Below are 14,758 nucleotides of genomic sequence, written 5' to 3' on the forward strand. Positions count from 1 at the left end.
CCACGCCATGTCTTCGCACGCTCATGAGCATCAACCGCTTGGCGGACGGGTCCTCACCCTTCCTTTCCTGATCTGCGCCGCGCTGGTCGCCGTCGCCGGCGTCATCCTGTTCCAGCGCTACACCCAGGGTCTGGGGGCGGCGTCGAACCTGAACGACGGCTATCCCTGGGGCATCTGGGTGGCCATCGACGTGGTGATCGGCTCGGCCTTCGGCTGCGCCGGCTACGTCATCGCGCTGCTCTGCTACATCCTGAACCGCGGCGAGTACCACCCGCTGGTCCGCCCGGCGGTGCTGGCCAGCCTGTTCGGCTACGGCCTCGCCGGTCTGGCGGTGCTGGTCGATCTCGGCCGCTACTGGAACTTCTACCACATGATGCTGCCGTGGTACGCGCAGCCCAACTCCGTGATGCTGGAGGTCGGCCTGTGCGTGGCGACCTACACGCTGGTGCTGGTGGTGGAGTTCGCCCCGGCCTTCCTGGAGCGGTTCGGCATCGAGGGGCTGCGCGCCAAGCTGAACAAGGTGCTGTGGGTTTTCATCGCGCTGGGCGTCCTGCTTCCGACGATGCACCAGTCGTCGCTCGGCACCATGATGGTCATCGTCGGGCACAAGCTGTCGCCGCTGTGGCAGTCGCAGATGCTACCGGTCTTCTTCCTGCTGACCGCCATCCTGATGGGCTTCGCCATCGTGGTCTGGGAATCGGTGATGGCCTCGCTGAACTTCCGCCGCCCGATGGAGACGCCGGTGCTGTCGAAGCTGGCCGGGCTGATGCTGGTCGTCGCCTCGCTGTTCGTCGTGCTGCGCTTCGTCGACCTGATCGTCCGCGGCCAGATCGGCCAGATCTTCGGCGGGCCGCAGTCTGGCTGGTTCGTGGCGGAGATGGCGCTGATGATCTCCGGCCTTGCGCTGCTGATCCCCAAGGCCAACCGCAACCGGTCGCGGGCGCTGTTCCTGTCGGCCTCGCTCCTGCTGGCGGCGGGCATCCTCTACCGCCTGAACGTCTATCTCATCGGCTTCACGCCGGCGGTCGGTCCTTGGCACTACTTCCCCTCGGTCAAGGAAATCATGGTCACCGTCGGCGTCTTCGCGCTGGAGATCGCACTGTATCTCCTCTTCGTGAAGAAGCTGCCCGTCATGCACGCCGTCCATCCCGAGCACGGCTGAGTTTAGGAGAGTTTCATTATGGCTCAGCGAGTTGTTGTAGATCCGGTCACCCGCATCGAGGGTCACCTGCGGGTCGATTGTGAAGTGGACGGCGGCAAGGTCACCAACGCCTGGGCGTCGGGCCAGATGTGGCGCGGCATCGAGCTGATCCTCCAGGGCAAGGACCCGCGCGACGCCTGGGTCTTCGCCCAGCGCATCTGCGGCGTCTGCACCACGGTGCACGCCATCACCTCCGTCCGCGCGGTGGAGAACGCGCTGAAGCTGGAGGTGCCGCTCAACGCCCAGTACATCCGCAACATGATCCAGGGCGCCCACAACGTCCACGATCACATCGTCCATTTCTATCACCTGTCCGCGCTCGACTTCGTGGACATCGTCTCGGCGCTGAAGGCCGACCCGGCGGCGACCGCGAAGCTGGCCCAGTCGATCTCCGGCTGGCCGAAGAACAGCACGCAGGAATTCGCCACCGCGCAGAAGAAGCTGCAGGCCTTCATCAATTCCGGCCAGCTCGGCATCTTCGGCTCGGGCTACTGGGGCCATCCGGCGATGAAGCTGACGCCGGAAGCCAACCTGATGGCGGCGTCCCACTACCTCCAGGCGCTCGACTACCAGCGGCGCATGAACAAGGTGGTGGCGATCCTCGGCTCCAAGACCCCGCACATCCAGAACATGGCGGTGGGCGGCGTCACCAACCCGATCAACATGGACAGCCAGTCCACCCTGACGCTCGAAAAGCTGATGTACATCAAGCAGCTGATCGACGAGGTGGGCGACTTCATCACCCAGGTCTACATCCCCGACGTGGCGGCCATCGGGGCCTTCTACGCCGACTGGACGCAGTATGGCCGCGGCGTGGTGAACTACCTGTCCATCCCGGACATGCCGCTGGACACCAAGGGCACCACCTTCGCCCTGCCCGCCGGCTACATCGACGGCGGGGACCTCACCAAGTTCACCCCGATCAAGGACTTCCACGACCCCTACTTCGAGAAGGGCGTGAAGGAAAGCGTGAAGCATTCCTGGTACCAGGGCGGCAAGGGTCCCCTGCACCCCTACGACGGCGAGACGATCCCGAACTTCACCGACTGGCAGGACGACGGCAAGTACAGCTGGATCAAGTCGCCGACCTTCTACGACAAGCGCGCCCAGGTCGGCCCGCTGGCCAACGTGCTGGGCATGTACGCCTCGGGCCACCAGCGCACGCAGTTCTGGGTCAACGCGGTGCTCGACGCGGTGTCGGGCCATCTCGGCAGCAAGGTCGGCGTCGACGCGCTGCACTCCACCATCGGCCGCCACGCCGCCCGCGCGGTGCGCTGCGTGGTCCTGCACGAGGAGTTGCAGAACCAGTGGAAACTGCTGATGGAGAACATCGCGAAGGGCGACACCAAGACCTTCAACAAGCCGGTGTTCCCGAAGGGCGAGATCCGCGGCTTCGGCTTCCACGAGGCGCCGCGCGGCATGCTCTCGCACTGGGTCGTGATCGAGAACGGCAAGATCAAGAACTACCAGGCGGTCGTGCCGACCACCTGGAACGCCGGCCCGCGCGACGAGGACGGGAACATTTCGGCCTACGAGGCGGCCCTGATCGACAACCCGGTGGCGGTGGCCGACCAGCCGCTGGAGATCATCCGCACCCTGCACAGCTTCGACCCGTGCCTGGCCTGCGCCGTGCACCTGACCGACACGGAAACGAAGTCGCACTATCAGGTGAAGGTCGTTTGATCCAAGCCTTCTGACCGGCCGAAAGCCCCTCTTCCCCGCGGAGGAGGGGCTTTTCGCGTCCCCCACGCCGGGTGATTGATCCAGTTCACGGCGCCCGGCGCCGGTCCCGTTTCATCCTGCTGTTTCAAAATCCCTTCTGTTTCAAAATCGTCGAACGGAGCGCATGTCCCATGTCCATCCTCGTCCTCGGCCTCGGCAACATCCTCCTGATGGACGAAGGGGTGGGCGTGCGCGCCATGGAGGCGTTCGACGCCGCCTGGAGCGTGCCCGATCACGTCAGCGTCGTCGACGGCGGCACCTGCGGCATGGACATGCTGGACCTGATCGCCAGCCACAAGCACCTGATCGCGGTGGACGCGGTGAAGACCGGCGCGCCGCCGGCCAGCCTGACCGTGCTGCGCGGCGATGAGGTTCCGGCCTATTTCAAGGGCAAGCTGTCGCCTCACCAACTCGGCCTCAGCGACCTGCTGGCCTCGCTGCGCCTGCAGGACGAGGCGCCGGAGAGCGTGACGGTGGTCGGCTGCGTGCCGATGGCACTGGGCACCGGCCTGATGATGTCGCCGGAGATCGAGGCGGTGATCCCGCAGATGGTGACGATGATCGTCGAGGAACTGGCCCGCCTCGGCGTGACCGCCACGCCCCGAAACTGAGCGTGGCGGCGCCGTTCACATCACGTCAGCGGTCGGCGCGGATCGGCCCGAACTCCACCGGGACCCAGGCGTAGCCCTTACCCTCGGTCCGGACATGGCCGATGCCGGGGAAAGGCAGATGGGCGCCAGCCACCCACAGCTTCTGCGCCGCGGCGTCGGCGAAGAGCTTCTTGCGGGAGGCGACGGCCTGCTCCTTGTCGGCGTCGAACTCGATGACGACCTCCGGGCGGGCGAACTGCACGGAGTGGCTGTGCACGACGTCGCCCCACATCAGGATGCTGCGCTCCCCCGATGTGAACAGATAGCCGCTGTGGCCGGGCGTGTGGCCATAGGCCGCCACCGATTCCACGCCGGGAACCAGGCTGTCACCGGGCTGGTAGGGCTTCAGCTTGCCCGCCGCCGCGTAGGGCGCCACCGCCGCGCGGGCCATGGCGAAGAAGGGCTGGCTGTCCGCCGGAGCCTTGGCCGCCACCTCCTCGCTCAGCCAGAAGTCGGCGTCGGCCTTGGCGACCTGGACCGTCGCATTGGGGAACAGCATGGCGCCGTCCGGACGCAGCAGGCCGTTGGCGTGGTCCGGGTGCAGGTGGGTCAGCAGCACCGTGTCGACCTGTTCCGGGTTGTAGCCGGCGGCGCGGATGTTGTCGGCGATGAAGCCCAGCGCCGGACCGAAGGCCTTGGCCGTTCCGGTGTCCACCAGGACGAGGTTCGCGCCGGTGTGCACGAGGAAGGCGTTCACCGCCGTCTGGACACCCGGCGTGTCGGCCAGGAACATCCGGGCGAGCAGGCTCTGGATGTCGTCCGCGCTGGCGCCGCTGAGGATCTTGCGATCGAGGTCGATGAAGCCGTCATACAGCGCGGTGACCTCGAAATCGCCGATGGCCATGCGGTAGAAACCCGGCGCCTGGGTCCGCTGCTGGCCCGGCACCTCCGCCAGGGCCGGCGCCGCCGGCACCAGGGCGGCGCCGACGGGAAGGGCGACGGTCAGGGCAAGCAGGGCGTTGCGCAGAGAGGCGAAGATCGGCGGTGTCATCGGCGTGGTTCCCCTTCAGGACGGTCGGCGCCCAGCATGGCCGTCCCGAACGCGCCGGGGAAGTGTCCCGGGAGAGATGCGCCAACCTATTGGAATAATTGTGAAATTCTGCGACTGGCACACACGCGCAAGCGGCCCGGTGGAGTATCCCGCGGAGCCTTGACGCCGAATCGGGCCGCTCAGCGGTCGCTGCGGATCGGGCCGAACTCCACGGGAACCCAGGCGTAGCCGTCCCCTTCGGTGCGGACATGGCCAATGCCGGGGAAGGGCAGATGGGCGCCGCCCACCCACAGCTTCTGCGCCGCCGCCTCGGCCAGCAGCCGTCGGCGCGAGGCGATGGTCTCGTCCTTGTCGACGTCGAACTCGATGACGACCTCCGGACGGGCGAACTGAAGGGCGTGGCTGTGCACGGTGTCTCCCCACAGCAGGATGCTCTGCTCCTTCGAGCGGAACAGGTAGCCGCTGTGCCCCGGTGTATGGCCGTAAGCTGCCACCGACTCCACGCCGGGCAGGAGGCCGTCGCCGGGCTGGTAGGGCTTCAGCTTGCCCGCCGCCTCGTAGGGGGCCACCGCCGCGCGGGCCATGGCGAAGAAGGGTTTGAGCGGAGCCGGGGCCTTGGCCACCGCCTCCCCGCCCAGCCAGAAATCGAATTCGGCCTTGGCGACCCGAACCTCGGCGTTGGGAAACAGGATGGTTCCGTCCGGGCGCAGCAGGCCGTTGGCGTGGTCCGGATGCAGATGGGTCATCAGGACGGTGTCGATCTGGTCCGGGCTGTAGCCGGCGGCGCGGATGTTGTCGGCGATGAAGCCGAGCGTCGGCCCCAGCGACTTGGCCGCTCCGGCGTCCACCAGGACCAGATTCGCGCCGGTGTGCACCAGATAGGCGTTCACCGCCGTCTGGATTTCCGGCCGCTCCGCCAGGAACATGCGGTCGAGCAGGCCGATGATGTCCTCGGATTTGGCGCCGACGAAATACTTGCGGTCGCGGTCGATGAAGCCATCGAACAGCGCGGTGATCTCGAAATCGCCGATGGCCATGCGGTAGAAGCCCGGCGCCTGGGTCCGCTGCTGTCCCGGCACCTCCGCCAGCGCCGGGGCCGCCGGAAGCAGGGCGGCGCCGACAGGAAGGGCGAGGGCCAGCGCGCGGAGGGCTTTGCGCAGGGTGGCAAAGGTTGGCGGGATCATCGGCAACGCACGACTCCTGATTGGAATTCCGCCAAAACCGGCAACCAAATATAGGAGCGGCGGCAAAACAGAGCAGCAGGAAAAAAGCGTATTTTCGTTAAATTTTCCAAAACCCATAAAAAAAGGCCCGGCGAACCGCGTCGCCGAGCCTTCCCATGGGAATGGCCGCCCAGCCACCCCCTCTCATTTTTTCGACGATCAGCCCAGCGCGAGCAGCGCCACGCCGGCCAGACCGACCACGGCACCCGTGCCGCGCAGCGCCAGGGCGCCCTTGCGGCCCTCGACCAGACGACGCAGCGACAGGGCGGCGCCGATGCCGGCACCGTGCAGCAGGGCGGTGGACAGGGCGAAGCCCAGGCCGTAGAGCAGCGGCTGCGCCGCCTCCGGCATCTCGGCGCCGTGGGCGTGGCCGTGGAACACGGCGAACAGGGCGACGACGCCGGCGGAGGCCAGCAGCGGCAGGCGGGACTGCAGGGCGATCAGGGCGCCCAGGGCGACCACGGACAGGACGATGCCAAGCTCCACCTGCGGCAGGTCGATGCCGGCCAGCCCCAGCAGGCCGCCGCCGATCATCGCACCGACGAAAGCCGCCGGCAGCGCCCACAGGGCCTTGCCGCCGCGCTGCGCGGCCCACAGGCCGACGGCGACCATCGCCAGCAGGTGATCCCAGCCGCCGACCGGGTGCAGGAAACCATGGACGAGGCCGGCGTCGTGGGCGCCGAAGGTGTGGGCGAGCGCCGCGTTGGGCAGAGCGGCCAGAACTGCCGCCGCGGTGGCCGACGCGAGAGCGAAACGTTTCATCCGTAAAAACCCCTGCTGTATCGTTGAGCGGCGCACGACCGACCCCTACCCCATCGCGCGCGAAGCGGTCGCCACTGTAGCAGAACCGCTCCGATTGGAAATGGCGGAGCGCAATGAAACTACGCCGGACCGCATGTTTGACGCACATCAATGTGCGGTTTCACCCCCCGGTCAAGATGACGCAGTTGCACTGATCGTTTCACGCCGGCCGCCTCGCGACGACCGGGTTCCCCGGGTGAGGGCGCGCGCATGTGTCTCGGCATTCCGATGCGGGTCCTGGAGACCGACGGCTTCACCGCGCGCTGCGCCGGCCGCGGCGAGGAACGGCGCGTCAACGTCATGCTGATCGATGAGGTGCCGGAAGGCGGCTGGGTGCTGGTCCATCTCGACCGCGCCGTCCGCGCTCTGGAAACGGAGGAGGTGGAGCCGCTGAACCGTGCGCTCGACGCCATTCTGCTGGCCGCGCGCGGGGAGAATGTGGACCACCTGTTCACCGACCTCATCGAAAAGGCCAGCGCATGACCTCCGGCGCCCCCGAGGCGGGCTTCGCCGCCGACGCGCGCCCCTCCTGCGGGGCCTGCGGCGCCGTCTACGACCCGACGGCGGGCGATCCGGGACGGGAGGTGCCGCCAGGAACACCCTTCGGCGGGTTGCCGGACTATTGGCGCTGCACGGGTTGCGGCGGCCCCCAGCACGGCTTCACCGTCGTCGCGCCGCCGGGCGGCGACGCCATGGCGGCGCGGGTCGCCGCCCTGACCGCCAGCTACCGCCTGATCGCGGAGCGCGACATGGCCGACGTTCCCATCTGCAACGCCGCACTGGCGGTGGAGGCGGTGGGCTTCCGCGCCCATGGGCCGGGCTGGATCGGCTGCGTCATCGCCCCCTGGTTCCTGAACGCCGTGCTGATCCCGCGCGATCCCGCCCTGTGGGCGGACCGGCGCGACGGCGACAAGACGGAGATCGCCCTGCCCTCCGGCGCCTACCGCTTCACCGCGGCGCGGGTGGGCGTCCTGGGAACGCTGGCGGTGATCCCGCTCGCCTCGGCGATGAACGTGTTTGTCGACCAGGGAGAGGCCCGCGCCGCCGCCGTCCTGGGGCTCGACCATCTGATGCGGGAGCCACACCCGGCGCCGCAGACCGAGCCGCCACCGGCAAAGGCTGAGGACGCGGCGAGGCCCGCCTTGTCCCGCCGCTCCCTGTTCGGGGGGGGGCGGCGATGAGCGGCACGGGCGCCGGGCTGGAAGGCACTGGGCTGGAGGGCAGCGTGTCGGTGCGGCTGACGGCCGCCGCCGGGCGGGTGCGCGCCGTGTCGGTGCAGGTCCGCCGCCCCGCCGCCGCCCGCGCCCTGTGCGGACGCACGCCCGACGAGGCGATGCGCCTCGTGCCGCTGCTGTTCAGCCTGTGCGGCACCGCCCAGTCGCTGGCCGCGGTGGGGGCGTTGGAGGACGCGCTCGGCCTCGACGCCCGGCCGCACGCCGCCGCACGCGCCCTGCTGGCCGACGCGGAAGCCGCGACGAACCACGCGTGGCAGATCCTGATGGACTGGCCGGCGCGGCTGGGCGAGGCGCCGCAGCCCAGGGAACTGGCGGGCCTGCGCGCCGCGGCGGCGGCGATTCATCCCGCGCTCTACCCGGCCCGCGACGGGCTGCGTCCGGGCGGTGGCTCCCTGCAACCCGACCGTGCCGCCCTGGCCGCCGCTGTCGCGGCCCTGCGCGACGGGCTGGAGCGCGCCGTCTTCGCCGCCCCTCCCCCCGCCGACGCCGTGGAGTTGGAGCGCTGGACCGTCGTCGGTGCAACCCCGGCGGCGCGGCTGATGCGGCTCCTGCTGGCGCCGGGCATGGCGGGCTTCGGCGCCTGCGGCGTGCCGGCGCTGGAGCCGCATCCGGCCCGCTGGTTCGGCGAGCGGCTGGCCGCCGACGCGGCCTTTTCCGAAACCCCCCGACAGGACGGCGCCCCAGCCCACACCGGCCCGCTGGCCCGCCAAGGTGCGCACCCTCTGGTCGCCGGGCTGCTGTCGGCCCACGGCTCCGGCCTCGCCGCCCACGCCGCCGCCCGGCTCGCGGAGTTGGCGGAGTTGGCGGGGAGGCTGGCGTCCTGGGCCGACCGCCTGGAAGACGCCGAACCGGTTCAGGACCCCTGCGGCGGACTGCCCGGCGCGGGAAGCGGCGCCGTCGAGACGGCCCGCGGGCGCCTCGCCCACTGGCTGCGGCTTGAAAACGGCCGCGTCGCCGATTGCCGCATCGTCGCGCCGACCGAATGGAACTTCGCCGCGGACGGGCCGCTGGCCCAGGGCTTGGCCGGCGCCGCGTCCGACGCGGGTCTGGCCGAGCGCGCCGGCCTGCTGGTGGCCGCGCTCGACCCCTGCGTGGCCTCCTCCATTACGATCCAGGACGAGGACTGACCCATGCACGAGCTGGCGCTCAGCCAGGGCATCATCGACGTGATCCGCGATCAGGCGGCGGCCCGGGGATTCACCAGGGTGAAGACGGTGCGGCTGGTCATCGGGACCCTGTCGCATGTCGAACCGCAGGCCATCGCCTTCGGCTTCGACGCGGTCAGCCGCGGCACCATCGCGGAGGGTGCGGTACTGGACATCGAACGCCCGCCGGGTCAGGCCTTCTGCCTGTCCTGCGAGAAGCCGGTCCCGCTGCCCGAGCGGTCGGACCCCTGCCCCGAGTGCGACGGCCACCAGCTCATGGTGACCGGCGGCGAGGAAATGCGCGTCAAGGAATTGGAGGTGGAGTGATGTGCACGGTCTGCGGTTGCGCCAATGGCGAAACGAAAATCGAGGCCGGCCATGGGCACGGCCATCATCACCACCATGGTCACGACGATCATCATCACGACCATGATCATGACCACCACCATGATCATCACAGCCACGAGCATGTCGGACCGGACGGCAAGGTCTACCGCCACACCCACGGCGACGATCATGGGCATCATCGCGGGCACAGGCACGGGCACGAGCATGGCCACGACCATGGGCATGACCACGGCACCATCGACCTCGGCCGCGGCCCGGCGGGAACCGAGGTGCCGGGCATGTCCCAGACCCGGCTGATCGCCATCGAACAGGACATTCTCGCCAAGAACGACAGCTTCGCCGCGGTGAACCGCCAGTTCTTCGCGGCGAAGGGCGTGTTCGTGCTGAACCTGATGTCCAGCCCCGGGTCGGGCAAGACGACCCTGCTGACCCGCACGCTGACCGACCTGAAGGGCCGCTTCCCGATGGCGGTGATCGAGGGCGACCAGCAAACCAGCTTCGACGCCGACCGCATCCGCGCCACCGGCACGCCGGCCATCCAGGTCAACACCGGCAAGGGCTGCCATCTCGACGCCCAGATGGTCACCCAGGCGGTCGGGCGCCTGCCGGTGGCGACGGGCAGCGTGCTGTTCATCGAGAATGTCGGCAACCTCGTCTGCCCGGCCGGCTTCGACCTCGGCGAGGCGCACAAGGTCGTCGTGCTCTCGGTAACGGAGGGGGAGGACAAGCCCCTGAAATACCCGGCGATGTTCGCCGGCGCCGACCTGCTGCTGGTCAACAAGGTGGACCTGCTGCCGCACCTGACCTTCGATGTGGCGCGCATGATCGCCTACGCACGGCAACTCAAGCCCAACCTGCGCGTGATCGAGGTGTCCGCGACCACCGGCCAGGGGCTTGAGGACTGGTACGGCTGGATCGAGGAGGGGCTTGCGAAGGCGGTCGCCGCGCGGTGAGGCGGTTGCGGGTTCGGGTCCGCGGGCAGGTGCAGGGGGTCGGCTTCCGGCCCTTCCTGTATGGCTTGGCGCACCGCCTCGCCCTGACCGGCTGGGTGCTCAACGACGGGGACGGCGTGCTGGCGGAAGTGCAGGGCGATGCCCTTGAGCGCTTTCTGACCGCGCTCGCGGAAAAGGCCCCGCCGTTGGCGCGGATCGACGCGGTCGAAACGAACGAGGTTCCCTCCCAACCCGGAGAAACGGGCTTCGCCATCCTGGCCTCGCAGCGCGGGGCGGTGACCACCGGGATCGCCCCCGATGCCGCCGTCTGCCCGGCCTGTCTGGCCGAACTGTTCGACCCGGCGGACCGGCGCTACCGCTATCCGTTCCTCAACTGCACCCATTGCGGACCGCGCTTCACCATCACGCGCGCCCTGCCCTACGACCGGCCGCAGACCGCCATGGCGGGCTTTCCCCTCTGCCCGGACTGCGCCGCCGAATACGCCGACCCCGCCGATCGCCGCTTCCACGCCCAGCCGACCGCCTGCCCGGCCTGCGGTCCGCGCCTGTCCCACCCCATCGAGGAGGTGCTGGACGCGCTGCGCGGCGGCCGGATCGTCGCCATCAAGGGGCTGGGCGGCTTCCATCTCGCCTGTGACGCGTTCGACGCGGCGGCGGTGGAACGGCTGCGCGCCCGCAAGCAGCGCAACGGCAAGCCCTTCGCCCTGATGGTTGCCAACACCGCGTCCGCCGATCGGTTTGGGGCGGTCGGAGCGGCGGAGCGGGCACTGTTGGAGGGGGTGGCCCGGCCGGTGGTGCTGTTGCGGCGGCGGGACGACGCCCCCACCCTTCCCGACGCCATCGCCCCCGGTCTCGCCTGGTTGGGCATGATGCTGCCCTACACGCCGATCCATCATCTGCTGTTCCACGAGGCCGCCGGACGGCCCGACGGCACGGCTTGGCTGGAGCGGCCGCAGGACCTCACCCTGGTCATGACCTCCGCCAACCCCAGTGGCGAACCGCTCGCCATCGGCAACGCCGAAGCGCGGCGACGGCTGGACGGCATCGCCGACCTGATCGTCGACCACGACCGCGACATCCTGATCCGCGCCGACGACAGCGTGATGCGGGTGGTGGCGGGGGCGCCGGCTTTCCTGCGGCGGGGGCGCGGCCATGCGCCGGCCTCCATCCGCCTGCCGCGCTCCGGCCCGCCGGTGCTGGCGGTCGGCGCGCACCAGAAGGCCACCGTCTGTCTGACCCGCGGCAACGAAGCCTTCCTCAGCCAGCACATCGGCGATCTCGACAACGCCGCGACCCTGGAATTCCTGGAGGAGAGCGTCGCCCATCTGCGCCGCATCCTGGCGGTGGAGCCGGTGGCCGTCGCCCACGACCTCCACCCCGATTTCCAGAGCACCCGCTTCGCCGAATCGCTCGGCCTGCCGACGCTGCCGATGCAGCACCACCACGCCCACATCGCGGCGGTGCTGGCCGAACAGGGCGAGGCCGGGCCGCCGCTTGGCCCGACGCTCGGACTGGCGCTGGACGGCTTCGGGCTGGGGGCGGACGGCGGGTCCTGGGGCGGAGAAATGCTGCTGGTGGACGGCACCGGCTTCACCCGCCTCGGCCATCTGGCGCCGCTGGCCCAGCCGGGCGGCGACGTGGCGGCGCGCCAGCCCTGGCGCATGGCGGCGGCGGCGCTGGCCCGCATGGGCCGCGGCGCGGAGATCGCGGAGCGCTTCGCCGGCTGCGGCCCGGCGGACGGCGTGCGGCGGATGATCGAGGCCGGTATCAACGCACCGCCCACCAGTTCCTGCGGGCGCTGGTTCGACGCCGCCTGCGGGCTGCTGGGAGTCCGTGCCTTCAGCCCCGGAGGCGCCGGCTTCGAGGGCGAAGCGCCGATGGCCCTGGAGTCGTTGGTCCGCCGCCCCACGGTGCTGGAGGACGGCTGGCGGATCGACGGCGGCGTTCTGGACCTCACCCCCCTTCTGGAAAGTTTGTTGCAGATCAATGCGCGGGAGGGGGCGGAGCGGTTCCATGGAACCCTCGCCGCGGCGCTGGTCGCGTGGGCCATGCCCGAGCTGGCGGCGCGCGGGCTCGACCGCGTCGTCCTGTCCGGCGGCTGCCTGATGAACGCCGTCCTGGCCGAAGGGCTGAGCGCCGGGTTCGCGGCGCGCGGCGTCACCGCCCTGCTGCCCCGCCGGGCGCCGGCCAATGACGGCGGGCTCAGCCTGGGACAGGCCTGGATCGCCGTGCAGAGTTTGCTTCAGGAAGGACCGCCCCCATGTGCCTCGCCGTTCCCGCCCGCGTGATCGAGCTTCTGGAAGAGGCCCGCGCCACCGTCAGCCTGGGCGGGGTGAAGGTCGCCTGTTCCCTGGCGCTGGTCGAGGGGGTGGCGGTGGGCGACTACGTCATCGTGCATGTCGGCTACGCCCTGTCCAAGCTCGACCCGGAGGAGGCGGAGCGCACGCTCGCCCTGCTCGCCGAAACCGGCACCCTGACTCCCGCCGCCTGATCCGCCGCCCGACCTTGTGGACCCCGCCATGACCGACCGCCGTCTCTTCACCCGCAAGCTCGACCTCGCCCGCGGCGCCGTGGACATGAGCCACGGGTCGGGCGGCAAGGCCATGGCCCAGCTGGTGCGGGAGCTGTTCGCCGCCGCCTTCGCCAACCCGCTGCTCGACCAGGGCAACGATCAGGCGGCCTTCGACGCGCCCGCCGGGCGCATGGTGGTGACGACCGACGGTTTCGTCGTCTCGCCCCTGTTCTTTCCCGGCGGCGACATCGGGTCGCTGGCCGTGCACGGCACGGTGAACGACGTCGCCATGGCCGGGGCCGTGCCCCTCTACCTGACCGCCGGCTTCATCCTGGAGGAAGGCTTCCCGCTGGCCGACCTGAAGCGGCTGGTCGACAGCATGGCCCGCGCCGCGCGCGAGGCCGGCGTGTCCATCGTCACCGGCGACACCAAGGTGGTGGAGCGCGGCAAGGGCGACGGCGTCTTCATCACCACCACCGGCATCGGCGTGGTGCCCCCCGGCGTCGCCCCGTCCGGCGAGCGGGCGCGGCCCGGCGACGCGATCCTGGTCAGCGGCACCATGGGCGACCACGGCGTCGCCATCATGTCCACCCGCGAGAATCTCAGCTTCGAGACCGACATCCGCTCGGACAGCGCGGCATTGCACGGGCTGGTCGCCGGCATGGTCGCGGCGGTGCCGGACGTGCACGTCCTGCGCGACCCGACCCGCGGCGGTCTGGCGACGACCCTGAACGAGATCGCCCACCAGTCGGGGGTCGGCATGCTGCTGCGCGAGGCCGACATCCCGCTGCGGGCGGAGGTCGCGGCGGCCTGCGAACTGCTCGGGCTCGACCCGCTCTACGTCGCCAACGAGGGCAAGCTGATCGCCATCTGCGCGGCGGAGGACGCCGACCGCCTGCTGGCGGCCATGCGCGCCCATCCGCTGGGGGCCGAAGCGGCCGTCGTCGGCACGGTGGTCGAGGATTCCCACCGCTTCGTGCAGATGGAGACGCGCTTCGGCGGCAAGCGCATCGTCGACTGGCTGTCCGGCGAGCAGCTTCCCCGCATCTGCTGAGCCCGCGCTTCCACCGGAAGTGGCACCCCGTTGGCCCCGCCATCGCCGGCCGGCGTACCGCGATGGAACTGCGGCGGATCATCCCGGCCGGGGGACCCCGGACGCGCCTCACGCGTTGCCTCCCCCGGAAGGCGGTCGTGTTTCCGCCAGCCGAATTGTGAGTACGGGGGATCGATGGGTATTCCGCAGTCCATCCAGTTGGGTGCTGCACCGCTGGAACCGGCGACGCTCGCCGGCACGGCGTCCGCCGCGGAACTGGTCGCGCGCTTGCCGGCCATGGAACCGCTGCACCGCAACCGGGTGAAACGGGCCTTCGACCTCGTCGGTGCGGTCGGGCTGATTCTGTTCTTCGGGCCGCTGATGCTGATCGTCGGGCTGCTCATCACCTTGGACGGCGGCCCCGCGGTGTTCGGCCATCGGCGCATCGGGACCGAGGGCCGGGACTTCACCTGCTTGAAATTCCGCTCGATGGTCGTCAACGCGCCGGAGGTCTTCGAGAAGCACATCGAGTCCGACCCGGAGGCCCGCGCCGAGTGGGAGGCCACGCGCAAGCTGCGCAACGATCCCCGCATCACCTGGATCGGCCGCTTCCTGCGCCGCACCAGCCTGGACGAGTTGCCGCAGCTCTTCAACGTCCTGACCGGCGACATGAGCTTGGTCGGCCCGCGCCCCATCGTGCAGGAGGAGGTGGCGCGCTATCACGTCTGTTTCCCCTTCTACACGCTCTGCCGCCCCGGCCTGACCGGGCTGTGGCAGGTCAGCGGCCGCAACGACGTGGACTATGGTCAGCGCGTCCAGCTCGACACCGCTTATCTGCTGGGTTGGAGCTTCTGGGGCGATTTCCGCATCCTGCTGCGGACGGTCGGCGTGATGCTCAGCGGAAAAGGTGCCTATTAAGGCGTAGAATCCCCGCGCCGGCCCTC

Annotated in this window: 15 protein-coding genes; 12 read left to right on the forward strand and 3 right to left on the reverse strand. The window is 70.0% G+C overall.

Annotated features, from left to right (window positions below; genetic code table 11):
• Window positions 1-7 precede the first annotated feature (7 nt).
• From hybB to ACWPN5_RS21765, 3 genes are all read left to right on the forward strand, one after another.
• Window positions 8-1,162 carry a Ni/Fe-hydrogenase cytochrome b subunit gene (gene hybB, locus ACWPN5_RS21755; protein ID WP_492297321.1) on the forward strand — a complete coding sequence of 385 codons (1,155 nt, stop codon included), beginning with the start codon at window positions 8-10 and terminating at the stop codon, window positions 1,160-1,162.
• Window positions 1,163-1,180: 18 nt separating this feature from the next.
• Window positions 1,181-2,884 carry a nickel-dependent hydrogenase large subunit gene (locus tag ACWPN5_RS21760; RefSeq protein WP_035678657.1) on the forward strand — a complete coding sequence of 568 codons (1,704 nt, stop codon included), beginning with the start codon at window positions 1,181-1,183 and terminating at the stop codon, window positions 2,882-2,884.
• A gap of 170 nt (window positions 2,885-3,054) precedes the next feature.
• A complete protein-coding gene (locus ACWPN5_RS21765; RefSeq protein ID WP_145680929.1) occupies window positions 3,055-3,534 on the forward strand; it encodes a HyaD/HybD family hydrogenase maturation endopeptidase in 480 nt (159 codons plus the stop codon).
• A 25-nt stretch (window positions 3,535-3,559) separates the two neighbouring features.
• Here the strand turns inward: ACWPN5_RS21765 and ACWPN5_RS21770 are convergent, their stop codons facing one another.
• From ACWPN5_RS21770 to ACWPN5_RS21780, 3 genes are all read right to left on the reverse strand, one after another.
• Window positions 3,560-4,564, reverse strand: coding sequence for an MBL fold metallo-hydrolase (locus tag ACWPN5_RS21770; protein WP_200477386.1), 1,005 nt, complete (start codon window positions 4,562-4,564; stop codon window positions 3,560-3,562).
• Window positions 4,565-4,743: 179 nt separating this feature from the next.
• Window positions 4,744-5,748: an MBL fold metallo-hydrolase gene (locus tag ACWPN5_RS21775; RefSeq protein WP_200477387.1), complete on the reverse strand. Its 1,005-nt coding sequence runs from the start codon at window positions 5,746-5,748 to the stop codon at window positions 4,744-4,746.
• A 198-nt stretch (window positions 5,749-5,946) separates the two neighbouring features.
• Complete coding sequence (locus ACWPN5_RS21780) at window positions 5,947-6,549, reverse strand: HupE/UreJ family protein (RefSeq protein WP_492297324.1); 603 nt, start codon at window positions 6,547-6,549, stop codon at window positions 5,947-5,949.
• Between the two features lie 249 nt (window positions 6,550-6,798).
• On the opposite strand from ACWPN5_RS21780, the gene ACWPN5_RS21785 reads away from it, so the two are divergent.
• From ACWPN5_RS21785 to ACWPN5_RS21825, 9 genes are all read left to right on the forward strand, one after another.
• Entirely contained in the window at window positions 6,799-7,071 is a 273-nt protein-coding gene (locus ACWPN5_RS21785; protein WP_200477389.1) for a HypC/HybG/HupF family hydrogenase formation chaperone, read from the forward strand.
• Window positions 7,068-7,769 carry a [NiFe]-hydrogenase assembly chaperone HybE gene (gene hybE / locus ACWPN5_RS21790; RefSeq protein ID WP_492297325.1) on the forward strand — a complete coding sequence of 234 codons (702 nt, stop codon included), beginning with the start codon at window positions 7,068-7,070 and terminating at the stop codon, window positions 7,767-7,769. The genes ACWPN5_RS21785 and hybE overlap by 4 nt, the downstream gene beginning before the upstream one ends.
• The gene (locus tag ACWPN5_RS21795) at window positions 7,766-8,950 is read left to right on the forward strand and encodes a nickel-dependent hydrogenase large subunit (protein WP_492297327.1); all 1,185 of its coding nucleotides are present in this window, start codon (window positions 7,766-7,768) and stop codon (window positions 8,948-8,950) included. Before hybE ends, ACWPN5_RS21795 begins: the two co-directional genes overlap by 4 nt.
• Window positions 8,951-8,953: 3 nt before the next feature.
• Window positions 8,954-9,295, forward strand: coding sequence for a hydrogenase maturation nickel metallochaperone HypA (hypA, locus tag ACWPN5_RS21800; RefSeq protein WP_200477392.1), 342 nt, complete (start codon window positions 8,954-8,956; stop codon window positions 9,293-9,295).
• Window positions 9,295-10,269 carry a hydrogenase nickel incorporation protein HypB gene (hypB, locus tag ACWPN5_RS21805; RefSeq protein ID WP_492298013.1) on the forward strand — a complete coding sequence of 325 codons (975 nt, stop codon included), beginning with the start codon at window positions 9,295-9,297 and terminating at the stop codon, window positions 10,267-10,269. Before hypA ends, hypB begins: the two co-directional genes overlap by 1 nt.
• Window positions 10,266-12,557 carry a carbamoyltransferase HypF gene (hypF, locus tag ACWPN5_RS21810; protein WP_492297329.1) on the forward strand — a complete coding sequence of 764 codons (2,292 nt, stop codon included), beginning with the start codon at window positions 10,266-10,268 and terminating at the stop codon, window positions 12,555-12,557. The genes hypB and hypF overlap by 4 nt, the downstream gene beginning before the upstream one ends.
• Window positions 12,530-12,760, forward strand: a complete 231-nt coding sequence (locus ACWPN5_RS21815; RefSeq protein WP_492297331.1) for a HypC/HybG/HupF family hydrogenase formation chaperone — start codon at window positions 12,530-12,532, stop codon at window positions 12,758-12,760. Before hypF ends, ACWPN5_RS21815 begins: the two co-directional genes overlap by 28 nt.
• A 28-nt stretch (window positions 12,761-12,788) precedes the next feature.
• Window positions 12,789-13,835 carry a hydrogenase expression/formation protein HypE gene (gene hypE, locus ACWPN5_RS21820; protein ID WP_145680948.1) on the forward strand — a complete coding sequence of 349 codons (1,047 nt, stop codon included), beginning with the start codon at window positions 12,789-12,791 and terminating at the stop codon, window positions 13,833-13,835.
• Window positions 13,836-14,009: 174 nt separating this feature from the next.
• Window positions 14,010-14,732 (forward strand): sugar transferase, encoded by a 723-nt coding sequence (locus ACWPN5_RS21825; protein WP_145680950.1) that lies wholly within the window; start codon window positions 14,010-14,012, stop codon window positions 14,730-14,732.
• Window positions 14,733-14,758 lie beyond the last annotated feature (26 nt).

This window comes from Azospirillum sp. UENF 211521, from assembly GCF_058780535.1.

Coding starts and splice junctions, on each gene's coding strand:
- hybB (WP_492297321.1), top strand. CDS start 8: ATGTCTTCGCACGCTCATGAGCATCAACCGCTTGGCGGACGGGTCCTC.
- ACWPN5_RS21760 (WP_035678657.1), top strand. CDS start 1,181: ATGGCTCAGCGAGTTGTTGTAGATCCGGTCACCCGCATCGAGGGTCAC.
- ACWPN5_RS21765 (WP_145680929.1), top strand. CDS start 3,055: ATGTCCATCCTCGTCCTCGGCCTCGGCAACATCCTCCTGATGGACGAA.
- ACWPN5_RS21770 (WP_200477386.1), bottom strand. CDS start 4,564: ATGACACCGCCGATCTTCGCCTCTCTGCGCAACGCCCTGCTTGCCCTG.
- ACWPN5_RS21775 (WP_200477387.1), bottom strand. CDS start 5,748: ATGATCCCGCCAACCTTTGCCACCCTGCGCAAAGCCCTCCGCGCGCTG.
- ACWPN5_RS21780 (WP_492297324.1), bottom strand. CDS start 6,549: ATGAAACGTTTCGCTCTCGCGTCGGCCACCGCGGCGGCAGTTCTGGCC.
- ACWPN5_RS21785 (WP_200477389.1), top strand. CDS start 6,799: ATGTGTCTCGGCATTCCGATGCGGGTCCTGGAGACCGACGGCTTCACC.
- hybE (WP_492297325.1), top strand. CDS start 7,068: ATGACCTCCGGCGCCCCCGAGGCGGGCTTCGCCGCCGACGCGCGCCCC.
- ACWPN5_RS21795 (WP_492297327.1), top strand. CDS start 7,766: ATGAGCGGCACGGGCGCCGGGCTGGAAGGCACTGGGCTGGAGGGCAGC.
- hypA (WP_200477392.1), top strand. CDS start 8,954: ATGCACGAGCTGGCGCTCAGCCAGGGCATCATCGACGTGATCCGCGAT.
- hypB (WP_492298013.1), top strand. CDS start 9,295: ATGTGCACGGTCTGCGGTTGCGCCAATGGCGAAACGAAAATCGAGGCC.
- ACWPN5_RS21815 (WP_492297331.1), top strand. CDS start 12,530: ATGTGCCTCGCCGTTCCCGCCCGCGTGATCGAGCTTCTGGAAGAGGCC.
- hypE (WP_145680948.1), top strand. CDS start 12,789: ATGACCGACCGCCGTCTCTTCACCCGCAAGCTCGACCTCGCCCGCGGC.
- ACWPN5_RS21825 (WP_145680950.1), top strand. CDS start 14,010: ATGGGTATTCCGCAGTCCATCCAGTTGGGTGCTGCACCGCTGGAACCG.